The 26,363-nt window shown below is 53.2% G+C and carries 29 protein-coding genes, 1 tRNA gene and 4 pseudogenes; 18 read left to right on the forward strand and 16 right to left on the reverse strand.

Annotation, left to right across the window (positions count from 1 at the left end; genetic code table 11):
• The first annotated feature begins 97 nt into the window (after window positions 1-97).
• Together VXJ35_RS04410 and VXJ35_RS04415 are read left to right on the forward strand one after the other, a co-directional pair.
• Complete coding sequence (locus VXJ35_RS04410; RefSeq protein WP_408953926.1) at window positions 98-577, forward strand: hypothetical protein; 480 nt, start codon at window positions 98-100, stop codon at window positions 575-577.
• Between the two features lie 482 nt (window positions 578-1,059).
• Window positions 1,060-1,326: pseudogene (locus VXJ35_RS04415) on the forward strand (transposase); the annotation flags it as partial.
• A 153-nt stretch (window positions 1,327-1,479) separates the two neighbouring features.
• On the opposite strand, the gene VXJ35_RS04420 reads toward VXJ35_RS04415, so the two are convergent.
• From VXJ35_RS04420 to VXJ35_RS04445, 6 genes are all read right to left on the reverse strand, one after another.
• Complete coding sequence (locus VXJ35_RS04420; protein WP_157198073.1) at window positions 1,480-1,806, reverse strand: hypothetical protein; 327 nt, start codon at window positions 1,804-1,806, stop codon at window positions 1,480-1,482.
• Window positions 1,807-1,912: 106 nt separating this feature from the next.
• Window positions 1,913-2,920: an STAS-like domain-containing protein gene (locus VXJ35_RS04425; RefSeq protein WP_064020639.1), complete on the reverse strand. Its 1,008-nt coding sequence runs from the start codon at window positions 2,918-2,920 to the stop codon at window positions 1,913-1,915.
• 142 nt (window positions 2,921-3,062) lie between these two features.
• Window positions 3,063-3,452 (reverse strand): tyrosine-type recombinase/integrase, encoded by a 390-nt coding sequence (locus VXJ35_RS04430; RefSeq protein WP_157198074.1) that lies wholly within the window; start codon window positions 3,450-3,452, stop codon window positions 3,063-3,065.
• An 89-nt stretch (window positions 3,453-3,541) separates the two neighbouring features.
• Window positions 3,542-4,639, reverse strand: coding sequence for an IS5 family transposase (locus tag VXJ35_RS04435; protein ID WP_064019980.1), 1,098 nt, complete (start codon window positions 4,637-4,639; stop codon window positions 3,542-3,544).
• An 82-nt stretch (window positions 4,640-4,721) separates the two neighbouring features.
• On the reverse strand, window positions 4,722-5,795 hold the full coding sequence (locus VXJ35_RS04440) for an integrase (protein ID WP_197495965.1): 1,074 nt from the start codon (window positions 5,793-5,795) through the stop codon (window positions 4,722-4,724).
• Window positions 5,678-6,469, reverse strand: a complete 792-nt coding sequence (locus tag VXJ35_RS04445) for a hypothetical protein (protein WP_064020612.1) — start codon at window positions 6,467-6,469, stop codon at window positions 5,678-5,680. Before VXJ35_RS04445 ends, VXJ35_RS04440 begins: the two co-directional genes overlap by 118 nt.
• Window positions 6,470-6,780: 311 nt before the next feature.
• Here VXJ35_RS04445 and VXJ35_RS04450 point away from each other — a divergent pair.
• A pseudogene (locus VXJ35_RS04450) lies at window positions 6,781-7,760 on the forward strand (IS5 family transposase).
• A 196-nt stretch (window positions 7,761-7,956) separates the two neighbouring features.
• Here VXJ35_RS04450 and VXJ35_RS04455 read toward each other — a convergent pair.
• From VXJ35_RS04455 to VXJ35_RS04465, 3 genes are all read right to left on the reverse strand, one after another.
• On the reverse strand, window positions 7,957-8,130 hold the full coding sequence (locus VXJ35_RS04455; protein WP_064490116.1) for a type II toxin-antitoxin system HicA family toxin: 174 nt from the start codon (window positions 8,128-8,130) through the stop codon (window positions 7,957-7,959).
• Complete coding sequence (locus VXJ35_RS04460; RefSeq protein ID WP_064020642.1) at window positions 8,130-8,321, reverse strand: hypothetical protein; 192 nt, start codon at window positions 8,319-8,321, stop codon at window positions 8,130-8,132. The genes VXJ35_RS04455 and VXJ35_RS04460 overlap by 1 nt, the downstream gene beginning before the upstream one ends.
• A gap of 371 nt (window positions 8,322-8,692) precedes the next feature.
• Window positions 8,693-9,001, reverse strand: coding sequence for a helix-turn-helix domain-containing protein (locus tag VXJ35_RS04465; RefSeq protein WP_064023365.1), 309 nt, complete (start codon window positions 8,999-9,001; stop codon window positions 8,693-8,695).
• 116 nt (window positions 9,002-9,117) lie between these two features.
• On the opposite strand from VXJ35_RS04465, the gene VXJ35_RS04470 reads away from it, so the two are divergent.
• From VXJ35_RS04470 to VXJ35_RS04515, 10 genes are all read left to right on the forward strand, one after another.
• Window positions 9,118-9,327 (forward strand): hypothetical protein, encoded by a 210-nt coding sequence (locus VXJ35_RS04470; RefSeq protein WP_064020643.1) that lies wholly within the window; start codon window positions 9,118-9,120, stop codon window positions 9,325-9,327.
• 11 nt (window positions 9,328-9,338) lie between these two features.
• Window positions 9,339-9,890: a hypothetical protein gene (locus tag VXJ35_RS04475; protein WP_157198075.1), complete on the forward strand. Its 552-nt coding sequence runs from the start codon at window positions 9,339-9,341 to the stop codon at window positions 9,888-9,890.
• Between the two features lie 74 nt (window positions 9,891-9,964).
• Window positions 9,965-10,141, forward strand: coding sequence for a hypothetical protein (locus VXJ35_RS04480; RefSeq protein ID WP_157198076.1), 177 nt, complete (start codon window positions 9,965-9,967; stop codon window positions 10,139-10,141).
• On the forward strand, window positions 10,138-10,407 hold the full coding sequence (locus VXJ35_RS04485; RefSeq protein ID WP_157198077.1) for a hypothetical protein: 270 nt from the start codon (window positions 10,138-10,140) through the stop codon (window positions 10,405-10,407). The genes VXJ35_RS04480 and VXJ35_RS04485 overlap by 4 nt, the downstream gene beginning before the upstream one ends.
• 464 nt (window positions 10,408-10,871) lie before the next feature.
• Window positions 10,872-11,216 carry a hypothetical protein gene (locus VXJ35_RS04490; protein ID WP_157198078.1) on the forward strand — a complete coding sequence of 115 codons (345 nt, stop codon included), beginning with the start codon at window positions 10,872-10,874 and terminating at the stop codon, window positions 11,214-11,216.
• Between the two features lie 146 nt (window positions 11,217-11,362).
• On the forward strand, window positions 11,363-11,599 hold the full coding sequence (locus tag VXJ35_RS04495; RefSeq protein ID WP_064020645.1) for a hypothetical protein: 237 nt from the start codon (window positions 11,363-11,365) through the stop codon (window positions 11,597-11,599).
• Window positions 11,596-11,817, forward strand: a complete 222-nt coding sequence (locus VXJ35_RS04500; RefSeq protein ID WP_064020646.1) for a hypothetical protein — start codon at window positions 11,596-11,598, stop codon at window positions 11,815-11,817. Before VXJ35_RS04495 ends, VXJ35_RS04500 begins: the two co-directional genes overlap by 4 nt.
• 128 nt (window positions 11,818-11,945) lie before the next feature.
• Window positions 11,946-12,389 (forward strand): hypothetical protein, encoded by a 444-nt coding sequence (locus VXJ35_RS04505; protein WP_064020647.1) that lies wholly within the window; start codon window positions 11,946-11,948, stop codon window positions 12,387-12,389.
• Between the two features lie 36 nt (window positions 12,390-12,425).
• Window positions 12,426-13,595 (forward strand): hypothetical protein, encoded by a 1,170-nt coding sequence (locus VXJ35_RS04510; protein ID WP_157198079.1) that lies wholly within the window; start codon window positions 12,426-12,428, stop codon window positions 13,593-13,595.
• Window positions 13,596-13,642: 47 nt separating this feature from the next.
• A complete protein-coding gene (locus VXJ35_RS04515) occupies window positions 13,643-14,005 on the forward strand; it encodes a hypothetical protein (RefSeq protein ID WP_157198080.1) in 363 nt (120 codons plus the stop codon).
• On the opposite strand, the gene VXJ35_RS04520 is transcribed toward VXJ35_RS04515, so the two are convergent.
• The gene (locus VXJ35_RS04520) at window positions 14,006-15,253 is read right to left on the reverse strand and encodes an IS256 family transposase (protein WP_064023366.1); all 1,248 of its coding nucleotides are present in this window, start codon (window positions 15,251-15,253) and stop codon (window positions 14,006-14,008) included.
• A 101-nt stretch (window positions 15,254-15,354) separates the two neighbouring features.
• Between VXJ35_RS04520 and VXJ35_RS04525 the strand changes: the two are divergent.
• From VXJ35_RS04525 to VXJ35_RS04535, 3 genes and pseudogenes are all read left to right on the forward strand, one after another.
• Window positions 15,355-16,236 (forward strand): annotated as a pseudogene (locus tag VXJ35_RS04525) (IS256 family transposase); the annotation flags it as partial.
• Window positions 16,237-16,318: 82 nt separating this feature from the next.
• Window positions 16,319-16,621, forward strand: coding sequence for a hypothetical protein (locus VXJ35_RS04530; RefSeq protein ID WP_064020650.1), 303 nt, complete (start codon window positions 16,319-16,321; stop codon window positions 16,619-16,621).
• 52 nt (window positions 16,622-16,673) lie between these two features.
• Window positions 16,674-17,660: a tyrosine-type recombinase/integrase gene (locus VXJ35_RS04535; RefSeq protein ID WP_064020651.1), complete on the forward strand. Its 987-nt coding sequence runs from the start codon at window positions 16,674-16,676 to the stop codon at window positions 17,658-17,660.
• 73 nt (window positions 17,661-17,733) lie between these two features.
• Here VXJ35_RS04535 and VXJ35_RS04540 read toward each other — a convergent pair.
• The 5 genes and pseudogenes from VXJ35_RS04540 to VXJ35_RS04560 all read right to left on the reverse strand — a co-directional run bounded on the left by VXJ35_RS04540 (window position 17,734) and on the right by VXJ35_RS04560 (window position 23,996).
• A tRNA-Lys gene (locus VXJ35_RS04540) sits at window positions 17,734-17,809 on the reverse strand.
• 149 nt (window positions 17,810-17,958) lie between these two features.
• Entirely contained in the window at window positions 17,959-19,089 is a 1,131-nt protein-coding gene (locus tag VXJ35_RS04545) for a fatty acid desaturase (RefSeq protein ID WP_064020652.1), read from the reverse strand.
• 410 nt (window positions 19,090-19,499) lie between these two features.
• Window positions 19,500-20,479: pseudogene (locus VXJ35_RS04550) on the reverse strand (IS5 family transposase).
• Between the two features lie 234 nt (window positions 20,480-20,713).
• Complete coding sequence (locus tag VXJ35_RS04555; RefSeq protein WP_231914844.1) at window positions 20,714-22,078, reverse strand: UDP-N-acetylglucosamine-peptide N-acetylglucosaminyltransferase; 1,365 nt, start codon at window positions 22,076-22,078, stop codon at window positions 20,714-20,716.
• Window positions 22,079-22,685: 607 nt separating this feature from the next.
• Entirely contained in the window at window positions 22,686-23,996 is a 1,311-nt protein-coding gene (locus tag VXJ35_RS04560) for a hemolysin family protein (RefSeq protein WP_064020654.1), read from the reverse strand.
• A 203-nt stretch (window positions 23,997-24,199) separates the two neighbouring features.
• Between VXJ35_RS04560 and VXJ35_RS04565 the strand changes: the two genes are divergently transcribed.
• Entirely contained in the window at window positions 24,200-24,853 is a 654-nt protein-coding gene (locus VXJ35_RS04565) for a type VI secretion system amidase effector protein Tae4 (RefSeq protein ID WP_082881062.1), read from the forward strand.
• On the forward strand, window positions 24,850-25,125 hold the full coding sequence (locus VXJ35_RS04570) for a hypothetical protein (RefSeq protein ID WP_064020656.1): 276 nt from the start codon (window positions 24,850-24,852) through the stop codon (window positions 25,123-25,125). Before VXJ35_RS04565 ends, VXJ35_RS04570 begins: the two co-directional genes overlap by 4 nt.
• 20 nt (window positions 25,126-25,145) lie before the next feature.
• Here the strand turns inward: VXJ35_RS04570 and ubiH are convergent, their stop codons facing one another.
• Window positions 25,146-26,360 carry a 2-octaprenyl-6-methoxyphenyl hydroxylase gene (gene ubiH, locus VXJ35_RS04575; protein WP_064020657.1) on the reverse strand — a complete coding sequence of 405 codons (1,215 nt, stop codon included), beginning with the start codon at window positions 26,358-26,360 and terminating at the stop codon, window positions 25,146-25,148.
• Between the last annotated feature and the right edge of the window lie 3 nt (window positions 26,361-26,363).

A 26,363-nucleotide genomic window follows, 5' to 3' on the forward strand; every position in this document is an offset into this window, starting at 1 on the left:
CCGACAAAAAGAGCCCTCAAAGCCTGGAACGCAAGGATCAAAGAGGGACGCAGCGCACAAGAGTTAATCGACGGCGTGATCCGCTATGCCGCCTGGTGTGACGCCAACGCAAAAACCGGCACCGAATTCGTCAAGCAAGCCGCTACTTTTTTCGGTCCCGATCTTCATTTCGCAGAACCCTGGACTATCAAAACCAACCCCGCCCAAACCGGAGGAAACAAACATGCCCAAAAACCAAAATCCGCCGACGTTCGATCCCAGCTATTCCCAACACCCGTTGTCGGCAATAGCTCCCACAACCCAGGCGTTGGAGCAAGCCACCATCCTCTTTTCGAGGCTGGGAGCGATTTATCGAAATCTATGGATTGATGGATTTCAAAGCGTGGAAGAACTGAACGCCGTGAAAATCGAATGGGCCAAGCAGCTAGACCGACTTTCGCCGATCCAGATCGAGGCGGCAATTCAGGCCTGTATCGACTCCGGAAACAAGTTTCCGCCAAACCTGCCCGAATTCGTCCGTCACGCCACCACCGCCCCCGAACCGCTACCCAAATCACGCCGGAAAATTTACCAATGAACCAGACTAAACAAGCAAAATACGAAGAAGCAGTTGTCCACATTCTTCTCAGCCGTCCAACAGCGCTGGCCGGCCACGAAATTGACGAAAAGTGGTTTACCAAGTGGCGGCCGGTCATCGCTGCCGCCAAAGCCATCGCCGCCGCCGGCAACGAGCCGGATATGGTCACATTAGCCGACCACATCAAACGGCCGGGCCTGTTGCAAGAACTCAATCAAATCCTCAGAAACTCGCACGCGGCCGCCGAGAACCTGCCCAAATACTTGGCTGGGTTGCGGTCGATCTACCAAGCAGTGCATGTGCAGCAAACCCTGTCCAGTGCCCTCGCCGAACTACAAGGTGGCGCCGACCTGGACGAAGTCCTCGCCCGGATGATGCAGTCCACTCTTAGCGCAGTCGCGACGGAATCGCGCAACTACAACCATACAATCAAGCAGGCCCTAGGCCAATTCGTTGACGAACTCGAGGCGCAAGACATCAAAGCCCATGTGGCCCGGAAAAAGACCGGCAGTGCCGTCGATGGCCGCACCGCGCGCGGCAAAGGTTACGCCCAAAGCCTCAAGCGCCGCAAAATCGTCGAAGAAGCCTTTGGCTGGGTCAAAACGGTCGGCGGCCTGCGCAAAACCCGTCACATCGGCTTAGCCAAAGTCGCTGGCCAAGCCTTGTTTTGCTTCGCCGCCTACAACCTGACGCGCTTGCTCAACCTATTGGTGTTCACGCCGAAACCGGCGTGGAGTGCGCCCACCTAGGGTGAAGTACGCCTGAAAACCGTCCACAGACGGCTTCAGGCGAATAAAAAGCCCTTGAAACAGGGGCAAAACGCTTGAAACTCGATGTCATGACCGATTTCAACACGAAAAAATCACGGCAACCGTGGGTAAGGGGAAATATCAGTGGGTTTTTCACCAGCCTGTTAGGCGTTCTTGCGCTTCAATGGATTCTTTCTCCGAAAGAGTTGGTAATGGAGCTGCCTCCATCCCTAAAGATAGCATACTCCTTAGTAAATATCCCTGAAGCCTATTATGTTCATTCTTTATATGTCGCCCTTGAATTCCATAAGTGGTATTAACAAAGTTAACTGATAAAGTCAGATGACCATCTAACGCAAACTGTAGAATATCGGTTTCTTTAACCTCTTCACCTAATCCAACGCTAAGGCGTTGGGCGGCTTCCGGCAAGGTCAGAAATCTTTTTAGTTTAAAAATTTTTGATGGTTTTAATTTTTCCACTACAAACACTCCATTCAGTGCAATTCATTAAGTGGGGATAGCCAGCCAAGCGGTTAATGACTCCGCCTGTCCCCCGTCGGGTAAGGCTGGCTAATCCGGATAATCGTTATTTAGCCGATAATGCCCGCTTGACCATATTCTCGACGGCAGGGGTTAAGTTGATCGGCAGTAATTGGGTATTGGGATGGGCGTTGCCGAACACCCGGAAGACTTCGTCAGCAAACGCCTGGCCGATTTCCTCGACGCCGGCAAAATCCAATACTACGACCTGGAATCGCTCAAAGCGCATAGTCAAGCGCTTGGCTTGCGACCGGGAAACCAGCTTTTCGCCTTCATGCTGAGCCAGCCTTACCGGCACAATGGTTTTGGCAAAGGTATATTCTTCAGGTGCGGCGAACTGGTCGAAGACGTCTTGCAAGATGCGCGGGCTATCGTTGGCCAGGCGCATCAATACCAAGGTGCCCGGCGCATTGGCGGGACGTTCCAGCAGAATATCGGCGCCCCATTCGTCATGCATAAAGTGCAATAGGCCGGAACGGATGTCGAAGGCGTCCATCACCTTGGACGAAAAGAAAATGCCTTCGCCGGTATGGTTGGCGGGATCGGTGGTCAGCTTGCCCTTAGCCAGTTCCAGGATCGCCTCGCGCGGATCGTATAAATTCATTGCCCGCTGAATTTTCAGAAAGATACCTTCCCCTTCGTCGGCGATGTAAATGGTGGTGTTAAGGGCATCTCGCACCAATTCCACGGCGACGTTTTCGGAGCCGGAATGGTCGATGGCATTGTTCACCATCTCGGTGACGGCGTAATGCCAGATGTCGCGAACGTTGCCGGGCAAGTCGTTTAGCAACGGCGAAATGGATTCGGCCCAGACAATATCTTCGCGTAATCCGGCTCGGGGGTAGACGCGATGAACTTGCGCCACCGTTGCCAATTGGTAGCGCACGCCACGGCCCACACCGGATGAGGTAATGAGGCCTTCTTTTTTCAGTTTTGTCAGCCAAGCACTGGTGGCCTGTCGGGAAACGCCATGTTGATTCGCTAGGCGGGCGGCGACATTGCTGCCATCTTCCGCGATGGCGAGTAGGATCGAGTGACGAAGATCGGTGCTCATAACGGTTAAACAAACGTAAAGTGATTTTAAATTAATTGTAAATTTAAGGCGTGCTAAACGTAAAGAACCAATTTACTCGGCTATTTGATTTATGAAAGGGAAGGCCAGCCAACCCAATCAAGGATTGGCTGGCGAATAGCCGCTACAAGTTAAAGGCCTGCGCTAACTCGTTGACGATTTGCCGCTTCTGATCGCGGCCTTGGTGAATGTAACGCATGGTGGTTTGAATGCTCTTGTGGCCGGCCAACTTGGCTATTTGGTTAATTTCTTTGCCGGCGTCGGACAGGGCAGAGCAGAAGCCGTGCCGTAGGCAATGAAAGGTGAATCGCTCAAGTTTGACTGTGCCATCCGCATTCAAAACATCCTTGTCGGAGATATTGGCCGCCTTCAATGCGTTGCGCCAAGCCTTGCGGAAGTCCATCGGTTGATCCGGTAACTCGGCCGACGGAAAGATTAACAGGCTGGTGAAAAACCCACCGATATTTCCCCTTACCCACGGTTTCCGTGATTTTTTCGTGTTGAAATCGGTCATGACATCGAGTTTCAACCGTTTTGCCCCTGTTTCAAGGGCTTTTTATTCGCCTGAAGCCGTCTGTGGACGGTTTTCAGGCGTACTTCACCCTAGGTGGGCGCACTCCACGCCGGTTTCGGCGTGAACACCAATAGGTTGAGCAAGCGCGTCAGGTTGTAGGCGGCGAAGCAAAACAAGGCTTGGCCAGCGACTTTGGCTAAGCCGATGTGACGGGTTTTGCGCAGGCCGCCGACCGTTTTGACCCAGCCAAAGGCTTCTTCGACGATTTTGCGGCGCTTGAGGCTTTGGGCGTAACCTTTGCCGCGCGCGGTGCGGCCATCGACGGCACTGCCGGTCTTTTTCCGGGCCACATGGGCTTTGATGTCTTGCGCCTTGAGTCCGTTGACGAAAGCCGGTTGGTCATAGCCTTTGTCGGCACCGACGCTACCGCCTTTGGGCACACGGCGTTTGATCATTGTTTGCGCGGCTTCGATTTCAGCGGTGCCGGTGGCTTGGGTGGTTTCGACATCGACAATCAGGCCGTTACGATTCTCGGATAGGGCATGGGTGATGTAACGCAGTTTGGCCTCGGTGTATTCGCCTTTCTTGTAGAGCCGCGCTTCCGGGTCTGTCGTGCTTTGGTGGGTGGCGTTGCTGCGCTTTTCGCCGCTGAAGTCGACCTCGGGATTGCGGCCAGCGGGTTTGTCCGGGCCGCTGCCGTCTTTCTTAACGAAGCTTTTGTGCGAGGCCCAGGCTTCAATGAGGCTGCCGTCGACGCTGAAGTGTTCGTCGGACACCAGATTTTGCCATTCGGCTATGGCCAGTACCCGCTCAAAAAATTCGCGACTCAGCGCTTCGGACAGCAGCCGTTCGCGGTTGGCGCTGAACACGCTGCGTTCCCAGACAGCATCGTCGATGCCCAGACCGACAAACCAGCGAAACAGCAGGTTGTAGTCCAGCTGTTCCATCAACTGGCGTTCGCTACGAACGGTGTACAGCACTTGCAACAGCAAGGCGCGCAGCAGTTTTTCGGGCGCAATCGACGGGCGGCCAGTGTGCGAGTAACGCTCGGCAAAGACGGCATTCATAGAGGTCAATACGCCATCGACGAGTAGACGTAAACGACGCAACGGATGCTGTTTGGGAATACGTTCTTCCAGGCTAACGTAGCTGAACCAGCTACTTTGAATGGCATCGTGTCCGCGCATGGGGGGCTTCTCCAATTTAGATGCGCTATTTTACTTGTTTGCTGAGGCTATGCGCCTTGATGACTGCAGCTTTGGGAGTTTTTCACCAGCCTGTTAAGCCGGTACCGATTTCTTGATGCCGTTTTAGTTCGGCTATGACGACAGGTGCAAGATATAACTCTCGGCTGGTGCCGTTTTTGGTATCGCCCAGAAAAGCGGTGCCTTCTTTGAAATTGATGTCGCTCCAACGTAGATTCATCAACTCGCCTTTACGGGCGCCCGTGGTCATCGCCATGACCACCAGCAGATACAATTTGTCCCAATGGGAAGCATGGCAGGCTTTAATCAAACGTTGGCGTTCCTGATCCGATAACACGCGATCCCGGCGTTTGGTGTCGTCATCGACCACGACACTTCGCACCAGGTTTTCATCGACATAACCGCGGCTCAAGGCGAATTTATAGACGCTGGAAAGTACGGCCTTTTTGCGGTTTATCGTGGTCGTCCGATCGCCGGCATCGATCATGTCGTCAACGTGTTCGCGCAAGTCGAAGATGTCGATGTCGGTCATGATGCGGTCGCCGAAAACCCTGCACCAATAATCAATCCGCTGCATCTGGCCTTTGTAGTCCTTTTTATTCCACCGAGACAGGTATTCGTCGCAGACTTCGCGAAAGGTCTTGTATCGAATGCGTTTGCCGGCCTTGATGAATAGTTCGGCGCCGCCCATGCGCTCGATTTCTTGCACGGAAAGCTGTAACAATTCTTTTTTGGATAGTAAATTTATGGCTTCCAGTTTGGCGGCATGGCGAATGGAAAATAGGTCGATACCCAAACGCTTGAAAACATCTTCTCCACCCAAGGCGCAAATTTCAGCCTCTGCGAGTGCAATTAATTGCGCCTGATCCATTTTCAGAATGGTGTTGATACTGAGTTCAATGCTATCGGCCCATGTTTGTGCCTGTTTTTCAGTAGGGAAGGTCTTGTTTTTGGTAACCCCTTTCATGCGGACATCCGCACGGAAGTTGCCGTTGGCTAAAGGTCGGATATACGCCATGGCTAAACCTCCGCCAAACTGTCGGTGTTTTCGGCTTTTAAGTGTCCAAAGAGGCGTTCCAGTAATTCCTGGCGCTGATATACATGCTCGAAATGAAAGTTCTGCGGGGAAATTTGACAAGTCGGGTACTCCGACAAGATTTCAGCCTGATAGCAGCGGGCCTGCGCTTCGGTTGTAAAATACTGGTCGCCAATAGGCAAGCATCGACGCTCCCCATCTCCGCTACACACAACAGCAAATGCTGTAACGTGGCTGACGGCGAGACGATTGCACTCGAGCTGAAAATCGGGGCAAGTGCCATCAAGCAGTGCGGATTTGTAACAAACAATTTGGCACTCAGGGTAGAACGGCAGACTGAGATGGCGCCAAGCCGTCGCCTGCTCTTGGGATTGAAACACCGGGCCGATCAGCCTGTTTTTGACGATGCAATCATCGCCGCCGTGGATTACGAAATAATAGCCGCGCGTTGCTCCAATAACATATGTCAGTAATCCCTGCCTATCCCTCGCAAATTCCGAAGGATAGAAATAAACCATAGGATAAAGAAATAATTCATGGCGGTTATCCGGGTCAAATTCTTTCGCCCATTGTTCGGCATGCTCCCGTACGGAGTAGCTTTCGCTTAGAATTTTATGCTCGGCAGTACAAACAGCGAATGTTTCGACATCATAAGTCCTGCGTACGCTGCTAGGCGCGATCAGGATATGGTTGTCGGTGCGGTTTTGGTTTAGTTGATTTTGCTCAGAAAAACTATCGTTTTTTGAGACTTGAAGGGATTGGTTTGACTGGTTCATTACGCCACCTCGTTGAGCAAATAATGCAGAGTGCGCCTAAATTTGCGCCTTGCTGCTGTTATGTTGCTTCAACTCGACGGCAATCCAGTTGATAAGCTCTTGATAAACAAGATTTATTCATTGGTGGGTCGTGTGCGATTCGAACGCACGACCATCGCATTAAAAGTTACTTGAAACGGCACCCAACGAAACTAAAAAGTAACTTAAACAGTTGCTTACAATATTAAAGGGCTGCTTTAAGGAGGCGCTGATTAAATCCCTCGTCAGGAGATGGGATAATATCCCCCATCTGATCGTACCGAGACAAGCCGATGAATGCCCCCACCCAAACCAGTTTTGCCGAACTTGAATATGCCAGCAAAAAACGCCAAACCCGGCGGGAAAAATTTCTGGCGGAAATGGAGCAAGTGGTGCCCTGGACATTACTGTTGGCCCAACTCGAACCGCATTATCCGCAGAGCGGTCGCCGCGGCCGGCAACCGATGGCATTGAATCGCATGCTCCGTATCTACTGCATGCAACAATGGTTCAGCTACTCGGACCGACAAATACCCACAGGGCACAAGTGGAAGATGCACTGTATGAAATCGAGAGCATTCGGCGTTTTGCCGGTTTTGGTAGCGTTACCGAAGCGCTGCCGGACGAAACCACGATTCTCAACTTCCGTCACTGGCTGGAGAAGCACAAGTTGACGGAGGTGCTGCTATCGACGGTCAACGACCACCTGAAAAACCAAGGCCTGTTGGTCTCCAAGGGTACGATGGTCGACGCCACGATTGTTCACGCGCCGAGCTCGACCAAGAATCAGGATCAAGCACGCGATCCGGCCATGCATCAAACCAAGAAAGGCAATCAGTGGTATTTCGGGATGAAAATCCACGTCGGCGCCGACGTCAATTCAGGGGCCGTACACAGTGTAACGGTGACCTCGGCCAACACGGCTGACATCGTGGAATTACCCAAGCTGCTCCGCGAAGACGATCAAGTCATCTTTGCCGATGCCGGCTACACCAGCGACGACTACAAAAAAGGCTCGCGGCATCTGGGACTGAGCTGGTGCGTCAACGACAAGCGCAAGCCCGGCAAAAACCTGTCGAGCCGCCAGCGTAAGCGCAACCGAAAATATTCGTCGGTCCGCGCCCGTGTCGAGCACATTTTTAGGATCATCAAGTGCCAGTTCGGCTTTCGCAAGACTCGCTACCGAGGCTTGGAGAAGAACACAGCCCAGGTGAACTGGCTGGTGGCTTTGGCCAATTTGTATCTGCTGCGCCGCCAGTTGATGGCGGCCTAGGCCGAAATCCGTCTACCGTGCGCCCAAACACGGTAGACGGGAATAAAAAACGCAGGAATTGGGGCTATTTGAACGATCCGTCAGCGCATGTTTGTAAAAAATTACGCTTGGGTCGCAAGGCGCGGCTTGCGGTTTGATTTGTTCAGCGCTTCCTTAAGCGACTATAACCGGCAGTGCCGTTGACGATTTGTTGACACTAGCTCAGTTTCTTGATGATGGCTTTCGCAAGATGCTCGTCGATTTCCGTGTGCCTGGGGACGGCTTGAGAATGTTGTGTGGTTGGGTTGGTGTACCAGTCGTGCTTTCCGCCGTGCCTGGTCAATTGGCATCCAAGCTCTTCAAGCTTCCTGATTAAATCCCGTCGTTTCATCACGCGACCAATAGCTTTTCGGTATGACGGATGAACGGCACCGTATCGCTTTCAATATCTGCCAACAGGTCTTTTAGATGCTCGATTAGATCATCCTTGGTTTCGCCCTGGGTCATGTAATCCGGGTAGTCGTTTAGATAGCCAAGATAGAAATGTTCGGTTTTCCACCAGGTGTATTCGATTTCTTTCATCTGTAATTCTCCTGACCCATCTGCATCGCATTAGAATAATATTGCGAGGATCTACGCAATTTTACTAACCTTGTCTTGATCTATTTCTATTAGTGGTTTTCAGCTAACTCGGTAATCACATAAGCCAAAAAAGCGGTTGTTGGTGCCCATATGCAGAACCTCAGTAACCAAAGCCCGTAAGTGGCCTTACGTTTCTCATGTCTGTATAAGTGCTGCTCTGTCCATATCGGGCCAATGCCGCCGGTTTGTCTCTTGGGTGGTTGGCCTCTGTCTGCTGTCTTTTGTCCGCCGTTAGTATGCTGCTTGTCTTTTAGCGCGTCGTGATACCAGTCTCTATCTTGTAGGCCCACTGCATTACTCCTTCTTCCACTTTAATAGTGGTCTCTTTTGTTTTCTTTTAGGCGTCTTTCTACAAAGTCTTCCTCAAGTTCTGCTTTTGGCTCTATGTGTCCTTGGTCTGGAATCTGTAGGCCGGTTGCTAGCCAATAGACGTGTTCCGGCCATTTTCTATGGATTGCTTCCAGGTACCAAGCCGGCATTAGTTGTCTTTCGTTTTCTATTGCTGCTATTTGTCCGCTTTTTATTCCTAATTTTATAGCCAGTTCGTCTCTTGTTAGCTTATAAGCGAGCCTAAGCTTTTTAAGTCTTTGGTTTATAAGCATCTTTTCTTCATCTTCCATATATTCACCAAAATAATTCATTTTATATTGACATGTATTATTTACATGCAATATAATTCTTCAACATTAGAAACGTACCCCAACAACCCCTAATAGTAACCCAAAACGGAAAAACCATGGAACAGACACCGCCCTTCCTGCAATCGCCGCCGATCCCGTTCATGGCTCAAACAAAATTTGCTGATTTAACGGGTTTTTCGTTGGGGGTGATTGAAGGCTGGGTGGTTCGTGGATACGTGCCAAGCATGGTTGTTGGCAAACATCGCGTCATTAACCTGGTGGCATTGTTTCAACAATGCATCGACTTAGACCAATTGCCTAAATAGAGGTTGGAAAGATGAATACTTCGCTTATAGAGATTTCCCGGTTACTTGAAACCTACGTGGAAAATTATCAACGTACCTATTTGAACGTGGGTCAGCAGTATTACGCGTATGCAAGTGCATCGGCCTATGTTCATTCAATCGCTCTGCTTTTTTCTGATTCTAATGCTGTTCGAGCGTTAGTTCATGCAGCAAACAAGAAAATCGATAACATTTGGCTTAACGGCGTTTCTGATGACTATTCACGGCGTCAACAGGCGCCTGATTCGGAATTGCCGGAATCTTCACTGCTATCGCTTGTTCAGGTCGATTGGACTGAAGACCAGCTACCAGAACTAGAGCCAGATTCGTCGCCCGTGTCTTCCGATACGTCATTGCATCAAGCCGATTGCTCTGATGTTGGCCGCCTAGACGTTCCCGCTGTTATCAGCACTCCGCCGGTAAAGCCATCCCCCAAGACTCCAAGTGAAATATTCATTGCTCACCGTTGGAGCATGGCTTGTCGGTCTAAACGCTCTCGAATTTCACGTCTTCCTCAAGCTCCGCTTTCATCTGGCCTGGCTTGATTGGTAAGGATTAATGAATTAAATCCTTTGCCAGGTCGCACGGTTATTAACGCCGAATTTAGGCGGGTGTCCTAATGGACCAAACAGCCATCATGGACTGTGTCGAAGCCATCAACGCCCATGAAGAAATGGTGGGCACTCTCCTAATGATTATTTTTGTCTTCGGTATCTTTCTTGGTTGGCTGATGCCCTGGAACCCTTGGGCGTGGTTCTTCAATGAAAACCGTTACCCGAAAGGACCCATAAAATGACTTCTGAATCAGAAAATCTGTTAGATACATTGCCGCCAATTCAGCCAGGTGCAACCGTCAAATCCCAGTCCCGGCGTTTTAACGTGCAATTGCCCACTGAGACTTACTTAAAGCTGGAAATCGAATCGGCAAGACGTGCAGTAACCAGCTACAAACTGGCCTCTACCATCATCACCATGTTTTTAAACGGCAAACTGGTACTGAAACAACAACCTATCGAAGCGCCTGCTGAAAGTGACCTTTCCGGGGTGAACCATGGAAGTTAGTGTTTGGGTGGGGGCCTCTCGCCGTCGTTTCGGTCGCGGCGCTTTTTCGCAAGCCGGGCAGGCCTGTCAAGGGGTAAAGCTTGCGTACCTTGACAGGCCTGCCCGGCTTGCGAACTTTGCCGCATCTGACCGAAGCATGGCGGGAGGCCTCCGCCCAAACACGGGTGGGGGTCTTGAGCCTGAGCGAAGGGAGCGACTTTAATCGAAGGCCGCGCAAGGGATTGCAGCGGAAATTGACATTAGGTAACAGCTACGGACCGTTAGCAAAAAATCTATGAAGCGAAGCGCAATAGCATTTTTGGCTTACGGACCGTTCTTGTTACCTAAAGTCAATTGGAGCGGAAAGCCCGGACCGAAGGGTGCGCACAAATTGGCAAATATACAGCCCGGAAATATCCCGACCGGATAACTGAGCCAAGGGAACAAACAGCCAAAACTTCAAAAAATCAACAGGAAAACAAATCATGAAATCAACCATAGCCGCAAACGTAAGAATGATTCAGAAATACGACACCGATACTAGCAAAGGCATCAACGTATTTTGTGAAGATGAAAATGATGACCTCAACGAAAACTTAATTGGACCGATACAGCTCGTTATCGGCGGTGCCCTGGATCACTTCCAAACCTTCAAAACATACGAAAAGGAAGGCTTCCTTCCCGGCGTTTTCGAGCTGTCCGTTGATATTACCCGCGGTGCCGGCGGCAAAGCCAAGCTAACCCTGCTCAGCGTCAAAGACCCGCGCTTATCCGGTATCAAAAAAGTAACCGAAACACGGCCGGACAACACAGCCGGCAAGGCAGTATAGCCATGCAAACCAACCAAACTAACCGAAACATAGCCCGCCGCGCGCGGCGCTATGCCACACGAAACAAAATGCCAAAAGCCCGGTTCACCAAATTCGACGTGAACAACAAAGGCCATTGGCTGCGGAATTTAGGCCAGGTGGCTTAAATGGCCAGCGTCGTACCTGTCTGCAACGGTGTCTTAACTGTCGATCTCACTGGCGTCCTTCGCTGCTCTGTAGATTGGCAGACCATAGCCACCCCGGCTTTTTTTGACTTCAGTCAAATAGACCCGGCCATCATGGGTGAAGCGGTCGGCGCTGGTTTTATCATCGGCGGTTCCGCGATCTGGTTCGCGTGGGGCTGTCGCATTATCGTTAATATTCTTATGGGGAAAAAACCATGAAATACAGAAACCAAATCATCAAATATTCCGCCTTAGCCATGCTGTTTGCAGCGGGCAACGCCAGTGCTGAAAGCGTATTTGATGCGCTGACAACGGCGGTGACGTTCACCGACTTGATCGCGGCCATGTCAACCATCTACGCCGGAATCGTCGTAGTCGGCCTGTTCTTCATCGGTGGCGACATCATCACCCGGAAACTGGGCTGGAAAAAAGGCTAATCAAGCCAACCAATCGGCCGGCCTGGTCAGCCAGGCCGGCTGTATAGGGTGCTGAAATGGAACATTACTATTATCTCGCCATGTTTGCGCTGGGCCTATACCTGGCCTGCTTCGTGTTCAGGTGACATATGAACGAAAACAAACCGTTGGTTATTTTCTATGCTGTCGTCCTTTCCTTGGTATGGGTGTTTGATGCTCTATTTGGTGAGGCTCAAGCGGCGCCAAAAGTTACGGTTTATCCACCGTCTGAAACGTGGGTGATTGATGGTATACCGGTGAACGCTAATGCTGCCGCTGAGGTAACGAAATCGCTTATTAATAAGGCGGTCACTCCGAAGGGCTTGCCGGTCGATTTACCTGTCACGCTAAAAGCGACTGTGCCGCGTGCCGCGCTCATTGGTCGTGGCGCTGCTATTCTTTCTGGGGTTGCCGGTGTTGGTTTAACTGCGTACTATCTCTATCAATTATTGGCCGATAATGACACGACTATTACACCTAACAGGTTGGTGAAAAACTCTTTTTTGCAACCAATCAGACCTATATTTAGTACTACAAGATTGATTCAGCACTAAATAAAGGCTTCTTCTAGCTAAATTAGTGGCTGGAATATGGTTTTTCACCAACCTGCTAACGGAACGATTCCGGCAGGTGGTTGCGTGCTGTTGTCTACCCAAGCGCTGACAGATGTCTGCTCTGCCGCTGCAAATTCCTCTAATTGCAATCCTTCTGCTGCTGTCAATTCGATTTGTAATTTTGGGATGACGGGTAGCACGCTAATGAGTATTTACGTGTATCCGCCTAATTCACCTTATTACGGAAAAGAAAACCGCAGCTATAAGCTTTTTAAGGGGGCTGCACAGTATCCCGGATTTTCAGTGCTTGCGCCTGCTGGCACGTTGGGTACTGAAACAGACGCGACCGCCGAAGACTGGGCTAATGAAATAGATGATAGGATTTCGGACACTAGCCAGTTATTCAACGCGGTAAAGGCAGACGACTCTTGGGATAACTTCGCCGCCTATGTGCAGCCCATGTCCTTTGAGACTGTGCATGCAGAAGCGGTGGTGACTGAGCCGGAAGTGGTCGGCACGGTAGACTATACCGCGCCTGACGGCTCCAGCATGACAGACGAAATCTCGCAGGCCTATGCGTATTACCCAACGCTATTAGGTATTGATGCGACAACTGGCGAAGTTGTGTCTACGCCCATTGCTCAAGACCCGGTGACCGGTGAGATTTTTGAGGTCGATCCTGAGGCGATTGAGCTGGAAAACATCGTACCGGGTTCAGAAGAAATCAGTTATGAGGCGTACACCCAAGAAACCAAAAAGACCACAAACAACGACACCGGCGAAGTCACAGAAACTACAACACAAACCAACCACGGCCAAACTGTTGTAGAAAACAACACGACTAATACCCAACAAATTGAGTGGGGAACGTTTACTGGTGCGAGTCCAGACGACGGCTACGCCGACGGCCTAGCGTTCATCAATGACAAGCTGTGCAATGGCGATTGTGATGCAAGCCCAACTTGTTCTACCGGTACCTGTTCGGTATCTGAGCGGATAGACGATCTTCAGGAAACCTACGGTGTCAATCCGACGGCTTCCGGCGATTGTCCCGCCATCAGTTTCGATTTTGGCCAATTTATGGAATTAGGCCTGGTCGAGTCGACCTATCACTGCGATTTACTCGAATCCATGCGTACATCGCTCGCGGCTATCATGTCGCTAGTGATCGCTATTACGTGCATCTCTATCATATTGAGCGCGTAGCATGTGAAAGCTGTACAAAATGAGTCACATTCTAGGGGTGTATTAACGTGGGCGAGATAGTTAGCAGTTTCTTTTCAAAGCTTATCCAGTGGATAGAATACGGGTTGACCTACTGCGCCGGTATGCTCGTCGGCATACTTGATGCGTCTACGTACTATGTGAGCGTTGTGTTTCTCGGTCTCTTCAACCTGATATTTGACGTGCTTGAAACGCTGTTGGATTCGTCCGGCCTGGATGATTTCGTAGAAACCATTAATGATCCGTTGGAAGGCGGTCTGGGTTATTACCTGGATTTAATGTTAGTGCCTGAAGCGATCACGGCCACCGTAGGCGCTTACTTCGTCCGTTTCCTGATTCGGCGTTTGCCGGTGGTGGGAGAGCTATTGTCAAATCTGGTGTTCAGGCCTTGATCAAGCGGCGATCTGATTGCCGGTTTCTAGCTCAATGCCGTCCTTGAACGGAACCCCGGTAATCACTTTGGCGAGATAATCAAATCCTCGCTGGCGTCGCCAGGTTTTCTCAGCCGTTTGTCCCAGTTTGAATAGCATGTGCAACATGCCATCGCGGGCGAGACAGCCTTTGGCACGCTTGGTGCGATGGCGAATAGTGGCGAAGGTTGATTCGATGGGGTTGGTTGTTCGAATGCTTTGCCAGTGCTGAGCCGGAAAGTCATAGAAGGCCAGCAGTTCATGCCGGTCGCGATACAGACATTCAACCGCCTTGGGATATTTGGCGTCATAGAGTGAGGCGAACTGGTCGAAGGCGCGTTCGGCGTTCTTTTGGGTGTCAGCCTGCCAAATGTCGTACAGCGACTGCTTCATCTTGGGTTGCACCGCTTTTGGAACGCGGTTCAGGACGTTGTTCATTTTATGCACCCAGCAGCGTTGTTGTCGGGTGTCGCTGTAAACCTCGTCCAGCGCGGCCCAGAGACCCATTGCGCCGTCACCAATGGCTAGTTTGGGACTGTTCATACCGCGTGCTTTCAAGCCCAGCAATACTTCCCGCCAACTCTGCGTCGATTCGCGCACACCGTCTTCAATCGCCAGAAATCGTTTTTCCCCGCGCTCATTGACCCCGATGATGATCAAGGCACACAGCTTGACATCTTCCGCTCGCAGCCCGCTGTAGATGCCATCAGCCCAGATATAGACCCACTGATCTCGGTCCAGGCGACGGGTTCGCCAATCGTTATATTCCGCCGCCCACTCGCGTTTCAAACGGGCCACGGTGCTGGCTGATAACCCCGTGGCATCCGGGCCAACCAGGACTTCCAGTGCGGCTTCCATTTCACCGCTGGAGATACCTTTCAAGTATAACCAGGGCAATGCAGCCGATAAGGAACGTGTCTTGCGCACATACGGTGGCACCAACGCCGAACGAAAGGTAGCCCCTTGGCCGTCTTTTGCCCGAACCTTGGGAACCTTCACCGCTACGGGGCCAATGCCTGTCTGAATCTCACGCTCAGGTTGGAATCCGTTACGCACGACGGCGGCCCGACCATCGCCTAACTTCCGTTCGCTGAAGGCTTCCAGATAGGAAGCCAATTCGGCATCGATGGCTTGCGCTATTAACTTCCGCGCGCCTTGACGAATCAGATCGGTCAAAAGATCGGCGTTCTCTTCTCGACTCGACAGGTCGATTACATTACTCTTCTTCATGGTGGCGTATCCTTGGTTTTGATCGTTTTGTTTGGTCACAAATAATCAACCAGATACGCCGCTTCTCTTCAACTACCAAACACCAGATTCAGTTATAGCTCGGTGAAATGGAAGCCGCACTGGAAGTCCTGGTTGGCCCGGATGCCACGGGGTTATCAGCCAGCACCGTGGCCCGTTTGAAACGCGAGTGGGCGGCGGAATATAACGATTGGCGAACCCGTCGCCTGGACCGAGATCAGTGGGTCTATATCTGGGCTGATGGCATCTACAGCGGGCTGCGAGCGGAAGATGTCAAGCTGTGTGCCTTGATCATCATCGGGGTCAATGAGCGCGGGGAAAAACGATTTCTGGCGATTGAAGACGGTGTGCGCGAATCGACGCAGAGTTGGCGGGAAGTATTGCTGGGCTTGAAAGCACGCGGTATGAACAGTCCCAAACTAGCCATTGGTGACGGCGCAATGGGTCTCTGGGCCGCGCTGGACGAGGTTTACAGCGACACCCGACAACAACGCTGCTGGGTGCATAAAATGAACAACGTCCTGAACCGCGTTCCAAAAGCGGTGCAACCCAAGATGAAGCAGTCGCTGTACGACATTTGGCAGGCTGACACCCAAAAGAACGCCGAACGCGCCTTCGACCAGTTCGCCTCACTCTATGACGCCAAATATCCCAAGGCGGTTGAATGTCTGTATCGCGACCGGCATGAACTGCTGGCCTTCTATGACTTTCCGGCTCAGCACTGGCAAAGCATTCGAACAACCAACCCCATCGAATCAACCTTCGCCACTATTCGCCATCGCACCAAGCGTGCCAAAGGCTGTCTCGCCCGCGATGGCATGTTGCACATGCTATTCAAACTGGGACAAACGGCTGAGAAAACCTGGCGACGCCAGCGAGGATTTGATTATCTCGCCAAAGTGATTACCGGGGTTCCGTTCAAGGACGGCATTGAGCTAGAAACCGGCAATCAGATCGCCGCTTGATCAAGGCCTGAACACCAGATTTGACAATAGCTCCTTCCGGCTTGATGCAGATAAAAATTACATCGATCCATTTTGGCAATACATGCGCGATGATCTTATTTTCTACCATGATGCCAAGGCCATTGAATATAAACGGGTGTACAAAACAGCCGATATAACGCCTACCGTGTCAGACCGCGCCGTAATGGTCTGTTTCGGCCAACTCTGTTCGCTCTATGCAAAGAATCAATTTAGCCTGGCTAAAGCTAGTAATTGCCTCGTCAATTCCGGTCTATGGGCCAACCTATGTTCGATTTACGTTTCCCGGGGTCTTGAGGTTGACGATATTTATGTCGATCTCGAAAACAAGCTGAATAAATTTCCGTTCTATCGGGCGGCTGCTTAGTAAATCCTGGCTTTTGCCAATAATGCTTTGTTAGTTCACATTACCAGTCAGTATGATTAAGAAAGACGAAAAGTCCGGTAAATGGCTGGTTGATATCCAGCCTGGCGGACGTGGGCATAAGCGGATTCGAAAAACCTTCGATTCCAAAGTTGCTGCAAAGCGGTTTGAAGTCGTTATTCAGTCGCGTCTTGCTGTCGATCCCGGTTACACGATTCCTAAAAAGGATGTTCGTAAACTGTCCGATTTTGTCAGCCTCTGGTTTCAGTCAACTGGCCAATTCCTGAACTCCGGCAAGGATTCCTATCAGCGTATGATTCAAGCATCGGCAAAAATGGGCGACCCAGTCATGTCTGTATTCAAACCGGTGGTGTTTATCGAATATCGTTCATCCCGCGTCAACGATGGCGTCAAGCCCGCGACACTTAACCGGGAGTTGCAAACCTTTAAAGCGGTCTTTAATGATCTAATTCGCTCTGGCCAATACGACGGAAAAAATCATTTTTCCGGCATAAAGCAAATAAGATCGGCTGAGCCTAAAACCGTTTTCCTTTCAACTGAGCAAATTGACAGGCTATTTTCTTACCTTGCCAAGAGTGAATCTGACGCTTACCTGATTGCTTTGGTCTGCCTGGCTACGGGTGCCAGATGGGGCGAGGCTCAAAGCCTGGTATTGTCTGACCTCTCGAACAACATGGTTCACTATCATGAAACCAAAAGTAAGAAGTCTCGTTCTGTTCCTGTTGCCGACCAGCTTTATCAGCGTCTGTCGGATCGCTTGAAAAATGGGTCTTTCACTGATTCTTACAGCACCTTCACTCGCCGGCTATATGAGTCTGGAATAAACCTACCAGAGGGACAAAGAACCCACGTTCTCCGCCATACCTTCGCAAGTCATTACATGATGAACGGTGGCAATATTCTCGCCCTACAGAAGATTCTAGGCCATTCCACTTTGAACATGACCATGAAGTATGCCCACCTCGCGCCGGACTATCTGAGGGAAATTTTGCAAATTAATCCGGCGTTGACACTTTGTTGACAGTGCCGAATAACGGGCATAAAAAAAGCCGTTGGGCTTTTGGCCTAACAGCTTGATTTTACTAATCATTCATTGGTGGGTCGTGTGCGATTCGAACGCACGACCATCGCATTAAAAGTGCGGTGCTCTACCGGCTGAGCTAACGACCCCCTGAATGAATTTCCCATTATACCTACGTTTTATTATTTTGCAACAATAAAAACCAAAATTTTAGGGAAACCTATCTTTAGCTCCCTGTTTAATAGATCGCCTCGGCCATTTGCGCAGAAGGATCACGGTTCCCATTGATGGGCGAAGTTCAAGCTTGTGCCAGGGACGGTTTCAGCATTGAGGTCTTGCCGACCATGATGTCCACTGCCTTTAACAAGCGCTTAAATACCGAGTCTTGGCAATAGGGAATACCGTGGCGTGCACACAAGGCTTTTACCTGAGGTTGCAGCTTTTGGTATTGGCTTAACGGCAAATCCGGCCACAGGTGGTGCTCGATCTGGTAATTCAGCCAGCCGTATAAAAAGTCGTTGGCGTTGGAACCGGTCGGGTAGTTGACCGAACCCAGGATCTGGCGCAGATAGAACTCGCCCTTGCTGTGCGCTTTTTCGTCGAAGCCCATCACGTCGTCGCCGGCGTGGTTGGGGATCATCACTAGAAAGGTATGCATGTTGGTGAAAATTTCCGCCAGGATGGAATTCAGCAACACGTAGCTGGCGGCAAGGCTGCCTAGCGGTAGAAACAGCGCCGGCAGCAGCGCAAAGCGGAACGCTGCATAGGGCAGTATGCTTTGCAGCCAAAGGCCGCGGCCTTGCGGGGTGAAAGGACTCCAGGCACCGAGACGGGTCATTTTCGGTGTCGGTTGATGCAGGTGGCGAGCCTGTTCCAGGCGTAATTCCTTATGCGTGCGCGGCGTGTAGTAACTCAGTTTCCAAACCCCGGAAAACAAGGCGACGATCACATAGCGCAGCCACATCGGTAAACCCGATTGCCGCAACCATGCCATGTTGTGTTGCGCATTGTTGGGGTCGGCGGTCTCGCCCAAGCGGTAATGGTGCAGCACGTCGTGTTCGTGATGCCAGCCGGCCGGCGTCATCCAGTCCGGCCAATCCAGAAATCGGCGCCAACCCTTGGCAAAGCCTTTGCTTTTATAGCGCGGTTCGGCCTGTTTGATTTTGTCGTAACCGCGGTGCTGGATCGGATGCGCCACCTGGGTCCAGCGGGCAAAACTGCCCTGGCTGATCAGAAGCGCCGATAGCGGGTTCGGCGCGATCCAGGCCGTGGCGTAGCCGAGCAGCGAACAGGCCTGGCCCCAGCGTTCCATACGCTTCATGTGACGGAAATCTTCTGCGCCCAGATCTGCCTGGGCTTGCCGGTAAAGTTGTTTAATATCTTGCGCAAGCTGTTCGCGGTTGACGTTGCGGTAACTGGATAAACTCAAAAGAACCTCTTAGGTACGGTGGCAGCGGAAAAGCCCGGTAATCAGAATCGCCGTCGATACTGTCCCTGCGCCGGTGCCAAAACGTAATCGGGTTCGAACGCCCTGAACGCGCTGGAAGCGTTAATGCGGAGTGGTGGATAACTTACGAAACAAAACTGAGCCGAGCGCCTGGCCGGGTTTGGAAACGCATAACAACCGTGGTTCGTTATGTTTGGTTTTAATCGGATCGGCTTGACCCGATTCTCCGCCCTTGCTAGGGAAGCGCTGAACAAATCAAACCGCAAGCCGCGCCTTGCGACCCAAGCGTAATTTTTTACAAACATGCGCTGACGGATCGTTCAAATAGCCCCAATTCCTGCGTTTTTTATTCCCGTCTACCGTGTTTGGGCGCACGGTAGACGGATTTCGGCCTAGGCCGCCATCAACTGGCGGCGCAGCAGATACAAATTGGCCAAAGCCACCAGCCAGTTCACCTGGGCTGTGTTCTTCTCCAAGCCTCGGTAGCGAGTCTTGCGAAAGCCGAACTGGCACTTGATGATCCTAAAAATGTGCTCGACACGGGCGCGGACCGACGAATATTTTCGGTTGCGCTTACGCTGGCGGCTCGACAGGTTTTTGCCGGGCTTGCGCTTGTCGTTGACGCACCAGCTCAGTCCCAGATGCCGCGAGCCTTTTTTGTAGTCGTCGCTGGTGTAGCCGGCATCGGCAAAGATGACTTGATCGTCTTCGCGGAGCAGCTTGGGTAATTCCACGATGTCAGCCGTGTTGGCCGAGGTCACCGTTACACTGTGTACGGCCCCTGAATTGACGTCGGCGCCGACGTGGATTTTCATCCCGAAATACCACTGATTGCCTTTCTTGGTTTGATGCATGGCCGGATCGCGTGCTTGATCCTGATTCTTGGTCGAGCTCGGCGCGTGAACAATCGTGGCGTCGACCATCGTACCCTTGGAGACCAACAGGCCTTGGTTTTTCAGGTGGTCGTTGACCGTCGATAGCAGCACCTCCGTCAACTTGTGCTTCTCCAGCCAGTGACGGAAGTTGAGAATCGTGGTTTCGTCCGGCAGCGCTTCGGTAACGCTACCAAAACCGGCAAAACGCCGAATGCTCTCGATTTCATACAGTGCATCTTCCACTTGTGCCCTGTGGGTATTTGTCGGTCCGAGTAGCTGAACCATTGTTGCATGCAGTAGATACGGAGCATGCGATTCAATGCCATCGGTTGCCGGCCGCGGCGACCGCTCTGCGGATAATGCGGTTCGAGTTGGGCCAACAGTAATGTCCAGGGCACCACTTGCTCCATTTCCGCCAGAAATTTTTCCCGCCGGGTTTGGCGTTTTTTGCTGGCATATTCAAGTTCGGCAAAACTGGTTTGGGTGGGGGCATTCATCGGCTTGTCTCGGTACGATCAGATGGGGGATATTATCCCATCTCCTGACGAGGGATTTAATCAGCGCCTCCCTAGGTAACCGGTAATTTTACTTCAAACGTCCGGAAAATATTCGAATTTGCTATACCCGAGGGCCAATCCGGTTCTAATTCGGCTGGAGAAATAAATCGGCAAAGGGATTGATGGCACTTCAAGGTGGCGTGCCGGCTTGAAATGCGTTTGCGGTGTTTGCGCTCAACAGGTCTGGCCGATCGCCGCCGGTAATTCGCCGGCCAAGTGCCTATCCCACATGGTTTGATACAACCCTTCCAGATGTAGCGTGTAAGCCGCGCTGTCGAACAAGGCTAGCGATAAGCGGTTTTGCTGTAGCCGATGCCTGATTTCGGCCAAGCGTTGCGGGTGGTTGCTGAGTTCCAGGGCCAACGCATAGTAGGCTGCAGTGTCTTCGGCAATCAATTCTTCGAGATCCACCGCACGCAGCAAACTTCCCGCCACGCGCGAGGCGAAGGTGTCGCCGGTGCAGGTAATCAGCGGCACGCCTACCCATAACGCGTCGCTGGCCGTGGTATGTGCATTGTAAGGTGCGGTATCCAATACCAGATCGGCCAGGCTCAAGCGCGCCAAATGCCTGGATTGCGGCACTTCGCCGGCAAAAACCAAGCGCTCCGGCGATATGCCGCGCTGATAGGCTTCGTTGCGCAGCCGGCCTTTGGCCTTGGCGTTATCCAGTAACCAAAGCACGCTACCGGGCGTGTTATGCAGCAAGCGGCACCAGAGATCGAATGTCTCAGGCATGATTTTGTAAGCTTGGTTAAAGCAGCAAAACACGAAGCCCTCGGCGGGTAAGCCCTGTTCGGCCCGGTTACTCGATCGACCGATCGCCACGTCGCTGCCGTGCGGTTGGTAGCTGCCGGGCATGCAGGCGAACGCTTCGCTGTAATCGCCGGCGCTGGCCGGCGGAGTCACATAATTATCCGTAATGATGTAATCGCAGAAGTCGCCGCCGACGGTGCCCGGATACCCCAAATAATTCACCTGAACCGGCGCCGGACGGTAGGTCAGAATCTCGGTTCGGGTGCCGCGGGTGTAACCTTTTAGGTCGATCAAAATATCGATCCGGTCCGCGTAAATCGTTTTGGCGCAATCGGCGATCGACAATTCGCTGAGATCGATAAAGCGGTCGAAACAGCGTTCCAGGCGTTGGCGCATCGTCCCGCCGTCGTCGGCGCCGTAGGAATAGGCGTAAAGTTCGAAACGGTCGCGATCGTGCGCCTCCAGCGTTTCGGCCAACAGATACGCGGTGGCGTGTTCCTGGAAGTCGGCGGATAAATAACCCAGGCGGATTTTGGTTTGCGGCGGCCGGGCGAAATCGAAGTCGAGCTCCAAGCGTTCCGCGGCGCTGGCCGCCAAACGGCCGGCCATCCAGGCATCTGCGCACTGGCGTTGCTCGGCGGCGCTGAATCCGGCCAGCGACAACAAATGGAACGGCGAAATTCGGCTGGTTTCGCCGCCGGCCAGACTGGCGCGGATTTTATCCCGCCATTCGTCCAGCCGCTCCCATTCGCAGATACTCCGGCTGCGGTCGTAATACTTCATCATCGGGATCCACTCCGTTGTTGGCCTGTTAAGCCGGGAAGGGCCCGACATGCAGTGCGGGGCTGTCTGGCATCGTACTCCGATTCTTAGAAAACACCGAGAAATTCCGCGGCCGCGGCGCGTAAATCCGGCAAACCCAAGCGCAGCTATTAGCGGTTGCAGACTTTTGTCGCATCGGTTTTCGGCGCTTGCGGCCGCGGTAAGCCTTAGTAAGCGTTCGCCGGCTAGACCGCGCGGTTGGCGCGGCCAGTTTCGGCGAAAATGCGGGCGTGAAAATGGCGGCCTTGTATTGTCGCGGTTGCGGGCCGCTCGGTTCCAATACTCCGCGCAGCTTTACGCCGCCAACGTTCGAAACCGGCCGTTACGTCCGTGGCGATTGTGCCGGTCCAGCGGCGTTTCAGGTGGAGTTTGGATATGCTTCCAGATTGCAGTCACAGGGGTATCCACAACTCAATCCCGTAATAGCTCGGGCCGAGACAATCGATTCGACGTCGAGAAAACCGTACTGTAGCGGCCTTTATTCTAACGTGTTGTCAACGGGTGCTGGGGCTGGCAAAGGCTGTTCACACCCATTGAGCCGGGGCCGGCAAGCTCTGCCGGCAGTAGGGGATTACGGTTTCGGATACACTTCCACCCACTCGATGCGCGGGCCTTGCATTTCCTTAACGACGATTTCGAAATCGTTGAAAGCGATGCGTTCGCCGACGTCGGGGATGTCGCGCAATTGCGCCAGAATCATGCCTCCGACCGAATCGACGTCGTCCAAGTCCAATTCTTCGTTTTCGATGTCGACGCCGAGAATGCGCTCCAACGAAAAGATCGGCAGGCTGCCTTTACCTAACAGGCTGCCGTCGTCTTGCCGGGTCCAATCGCTTTCCGATTGGCGGAATTCGTCGCGGATTTCACCGACCATGGCCGACAACAGGTTATCCAGCGTAATAAAGCCCAGAGGCTTTTGGCCTCTCTGGCCGATCACGGCGAAATGCGGCGAGCCCTGGGTAAAGCGGCGGAATAATTCCAGCGCCGGCATGTGGGCGGAGATGTGTTGAATCGGCCGCAAGTAGGCTTCCAGGTCGGTTAACGGATCGCCTTTCTGCTGGGCCAGAAACAAATCCTTCAAATGGATGATGCCCAGTGCGTCCATGCCGTTGCTGTCGAAGTACGGAAAGCGGCTGTAGCAACTGTTGGAGACCGTTTCCAACATGTCCTGCGGCGACTGGCCGCGTTGTAGCGCAGTAATTTCGTGAATCGGCCGCATCAGATCGGAGACTTCCAGTTTGCCGAAATCCAGGGTTTTCGCTAACACCTTACATTCTTCGCCGGTGAAATTCTCGGCCGAGCGGGTGGAGCGCAAGATCAGTTTCAATTCGTCGGTAGAATAATGGCTGTCGTGGTGGTGGCCCTCGCATAGCCCGGACAGGCGTAATACCAGGGTGGCGCTGCCGTTCAGTAGCCAGATAGCCGGATACATCAACCAGTACAGCGCATACAGCGGCCCCGCGCTCCACAGGCCGATGCCTTCCGGGTTGCGAATCGCCAGCGATTTAGGCGCCTGCTCGCCGACCACGATATGCAAAAACGAGATGGTGCAGAAGGCGAAGGCGAACGAAATGTTGTGGATTAGTTCTGGCGAGGTGATTTGCAACTGGTCGAACAAAGGTATCAATAAGTCGGCGAAGGCTGGTTCGCCGATCCAGCCCAGGCCCAGAGAGGCCAGGGTGATGCCGAGCTGACAGGCCGATAAATAGGCGTCGAGTTGTTTGTGAACCTTGGCCAGAATCCGGCCGCGCCAACCTTCGTTTTGTTCGATGGCTTTGATTCGGGTCTGCCGCAACTTTACCAGACTGAATTCCACGGCCACGAAAAAGCCGTTCAACAATACCAGCAGCAAGGCGCAGGCGACCAGAATAACGTTACTCATATACAGCTAAAGGATTACCACGGATGCAGCATTATACCGGTAATTGTGGGGTTTGCTCGGCAGGCGTGGCAGTGGCCGCCAAATGCCGGCTGCGTTTAGCGGATGACGCGGCGGAGCAGACGTGCTGTAATCCGGGCGCAGGCCGGTGACCGATTCGCCGCCTAAGCCCAGGAAATACTTTTAGTCGTTTGGAGAAAGCCGCCATGCCGGGACAACGCCCAGGACCGATCTGTAACAGCAGAGGAAACGAAACCGTAGACCAAGGCACCAGTTGTCGGGCGGCATCGCCGCGGCCGGGACCGGTCGGCGCCTTTTCGGGAGCGGTCGGCATGGTACGCAAACCGGTCAGTTTCGCCCGGTTGTGGGCAGGCTATCCGGATGAAGCGCCTTACCGCGACGGCGAAGGCAACGTGCCCGCCGGTTACGAAAACCAATGCGCGATCAAGGTCAGCGCGGCACTCTACGCGGCCGGTGCCAAGCTGGACGGGTTCGGCGGAGCCACGGTCAGCGTCGGCGGCAACCGCTTGGCGATTCGGGCGCAGGAAATGGCGGAATGGCTGCAAACCGCTTCGGTCAAGGTGTTGCAAAGCCGGGTCACCGATGTCACCGGGCAGGATTGGCAGGCCAAGTTGAAGGGTAAGACCGGTATCGTCTATTTTCAGAATTACTGGTTGCGGCCGGGCGAAAAGACGCCTTCCGGCGACCATATCGATCTGTGGAACGGTAGCCGGTTGACGGCGTCCGGGTTTCAAGGGGCGGTGGTGACAGTTCTGCGCTTCGGTTTGGGTGTGGCGTCCGGACCGGGTTTTTCCGATCTGAGCAAGTCGCAAAAGATTCTGTTTTGGGAGGTGCCGTGAAGTCGCGCTTTCTGTTGTGCTTTGCTGGCGCCGGTTTGGCGATCGGTTTGGGCGTTGGTTTGTGGCGCTATTGGACCGGAATCTGCAATGAGGCCTGCGCTGCGGAACGGGCGCTGGCGATGATTTTGTTGAGTTTCCTATTGCCGGCTGCGGCCTATTGGACGCTGCTGGTGTGGACATCCGCCAGCCCACGGCCGCGCGCGCGGATCGTCGCCGCGCTGTTGACCGGAGTATGCTCGGTGGTTTCTATCTGGTTGAGCGTCACCGGCTGATGCCGGTGGTTGGTGGGCGCTTACTCGCGGTCGCCGATTTTCGGCAGCCGGTTGGCTAAACCCATCGCGTGGCGCGCCAGCATTTGCTTGGCGAACGGCAGGTGGTCCAGCAAGGTGAGCCCGGCGTTGCGCACCGCGGCCAGCGGCAGGTTGCCGTTGGAGAAGATTTTGACCAAGTTGTCGGTAAAACCGATGGTCCTGCCGTGGTCTTGCTCGCGCTGCCGGCTGTAGTTTTTCAGCATGCGGGCATCGCCGATATCGCCGTCATGCTGGCGTTGCTCGATCAGCATTTCCGCCAGTAACGCCACGTCGCGGATGCCCAGGTTAAAACCTTGCCCGGCCACCGGATGCAGTTGGTGCACGGCGTTGCCGATGATGACGGTACGGCCCGAAACCATGCTTTCGGCGCGGATCAGGCTGAGCGGAAACGCCCGGCGCGGCGCCGCCAGTTTCAGCTCGCCCAAGCGGTAACCGAAGCAATCCTGCAATTCGGCGAGAAATTCGCGGTCGTTGGCGTTGAGTAGGGTTTCGGCTTGTTCGTGGCTGCGGGTCCAGACCACGGCCGATTGCTTGCCAGCGACCGGCAGCAGCGCCAGCGGGCCGAATTCGGTGAAGCGTTCGAAGGCGGTGTTGCGGTGCGGTAGTGCCGAATGCACCGTGGTGACCAGTGCGGTCTGGCCGTACTCGGTAACTTGCTGCGGAATTTCCAACAATTTGCGTACCGTGGAATTGCCGCCGTCGGCGCCGACCAGCAATTGCGCGCTGACGTTCAACGAGCTGCCGTCGTGCTGTTTCAGACTGGCATTGACGGCGTCGCGGCCCGACATCAATCCCGCGACTCGGGTTTGGTACAGGCAGACGGCGTCGGTTTTCTCGGCCAAGTCGGCCATATGCTGTTCGATGTCGCGGGCGACGATCACATAACCCAGGGCGGCGACGCCCTCGGTTTCGGCCGATAGCCGGGTTTTGCCGAAATGGCCGCGGTCGGAAACGTGAATGTGTTTGATCGGAGTGGCTTTGTCGGCCACGCCGCGCCAGGCGCCCAGTGAGTTCAGCAATTCCACGGTGCCGGCCGCGAGCGCCAGCGCGCGGTCGCCGGCCGGGGAATTGCGCATTTGTTCGCGGCTGGCGGCTTCGACCAAGGCGATCTTCAATCCGCTGCGCTTCAGAGCCAAAGCCAGACAGTTGCCGGCCAGACCGGCGCCGACGATGATCAGGTCGAAGTCGTGTTGCATCGT

Source organism: Methylomonas sp. DH-1 (genome assembly GCF_046097555.1).
GTDB classification, from domain to species: Bacteria; Pseudomonadota; Gammaproteobacteria; order Methylococcales; family Methylomonadaceae; genus Methylomonas; species Methylomonas koyamae.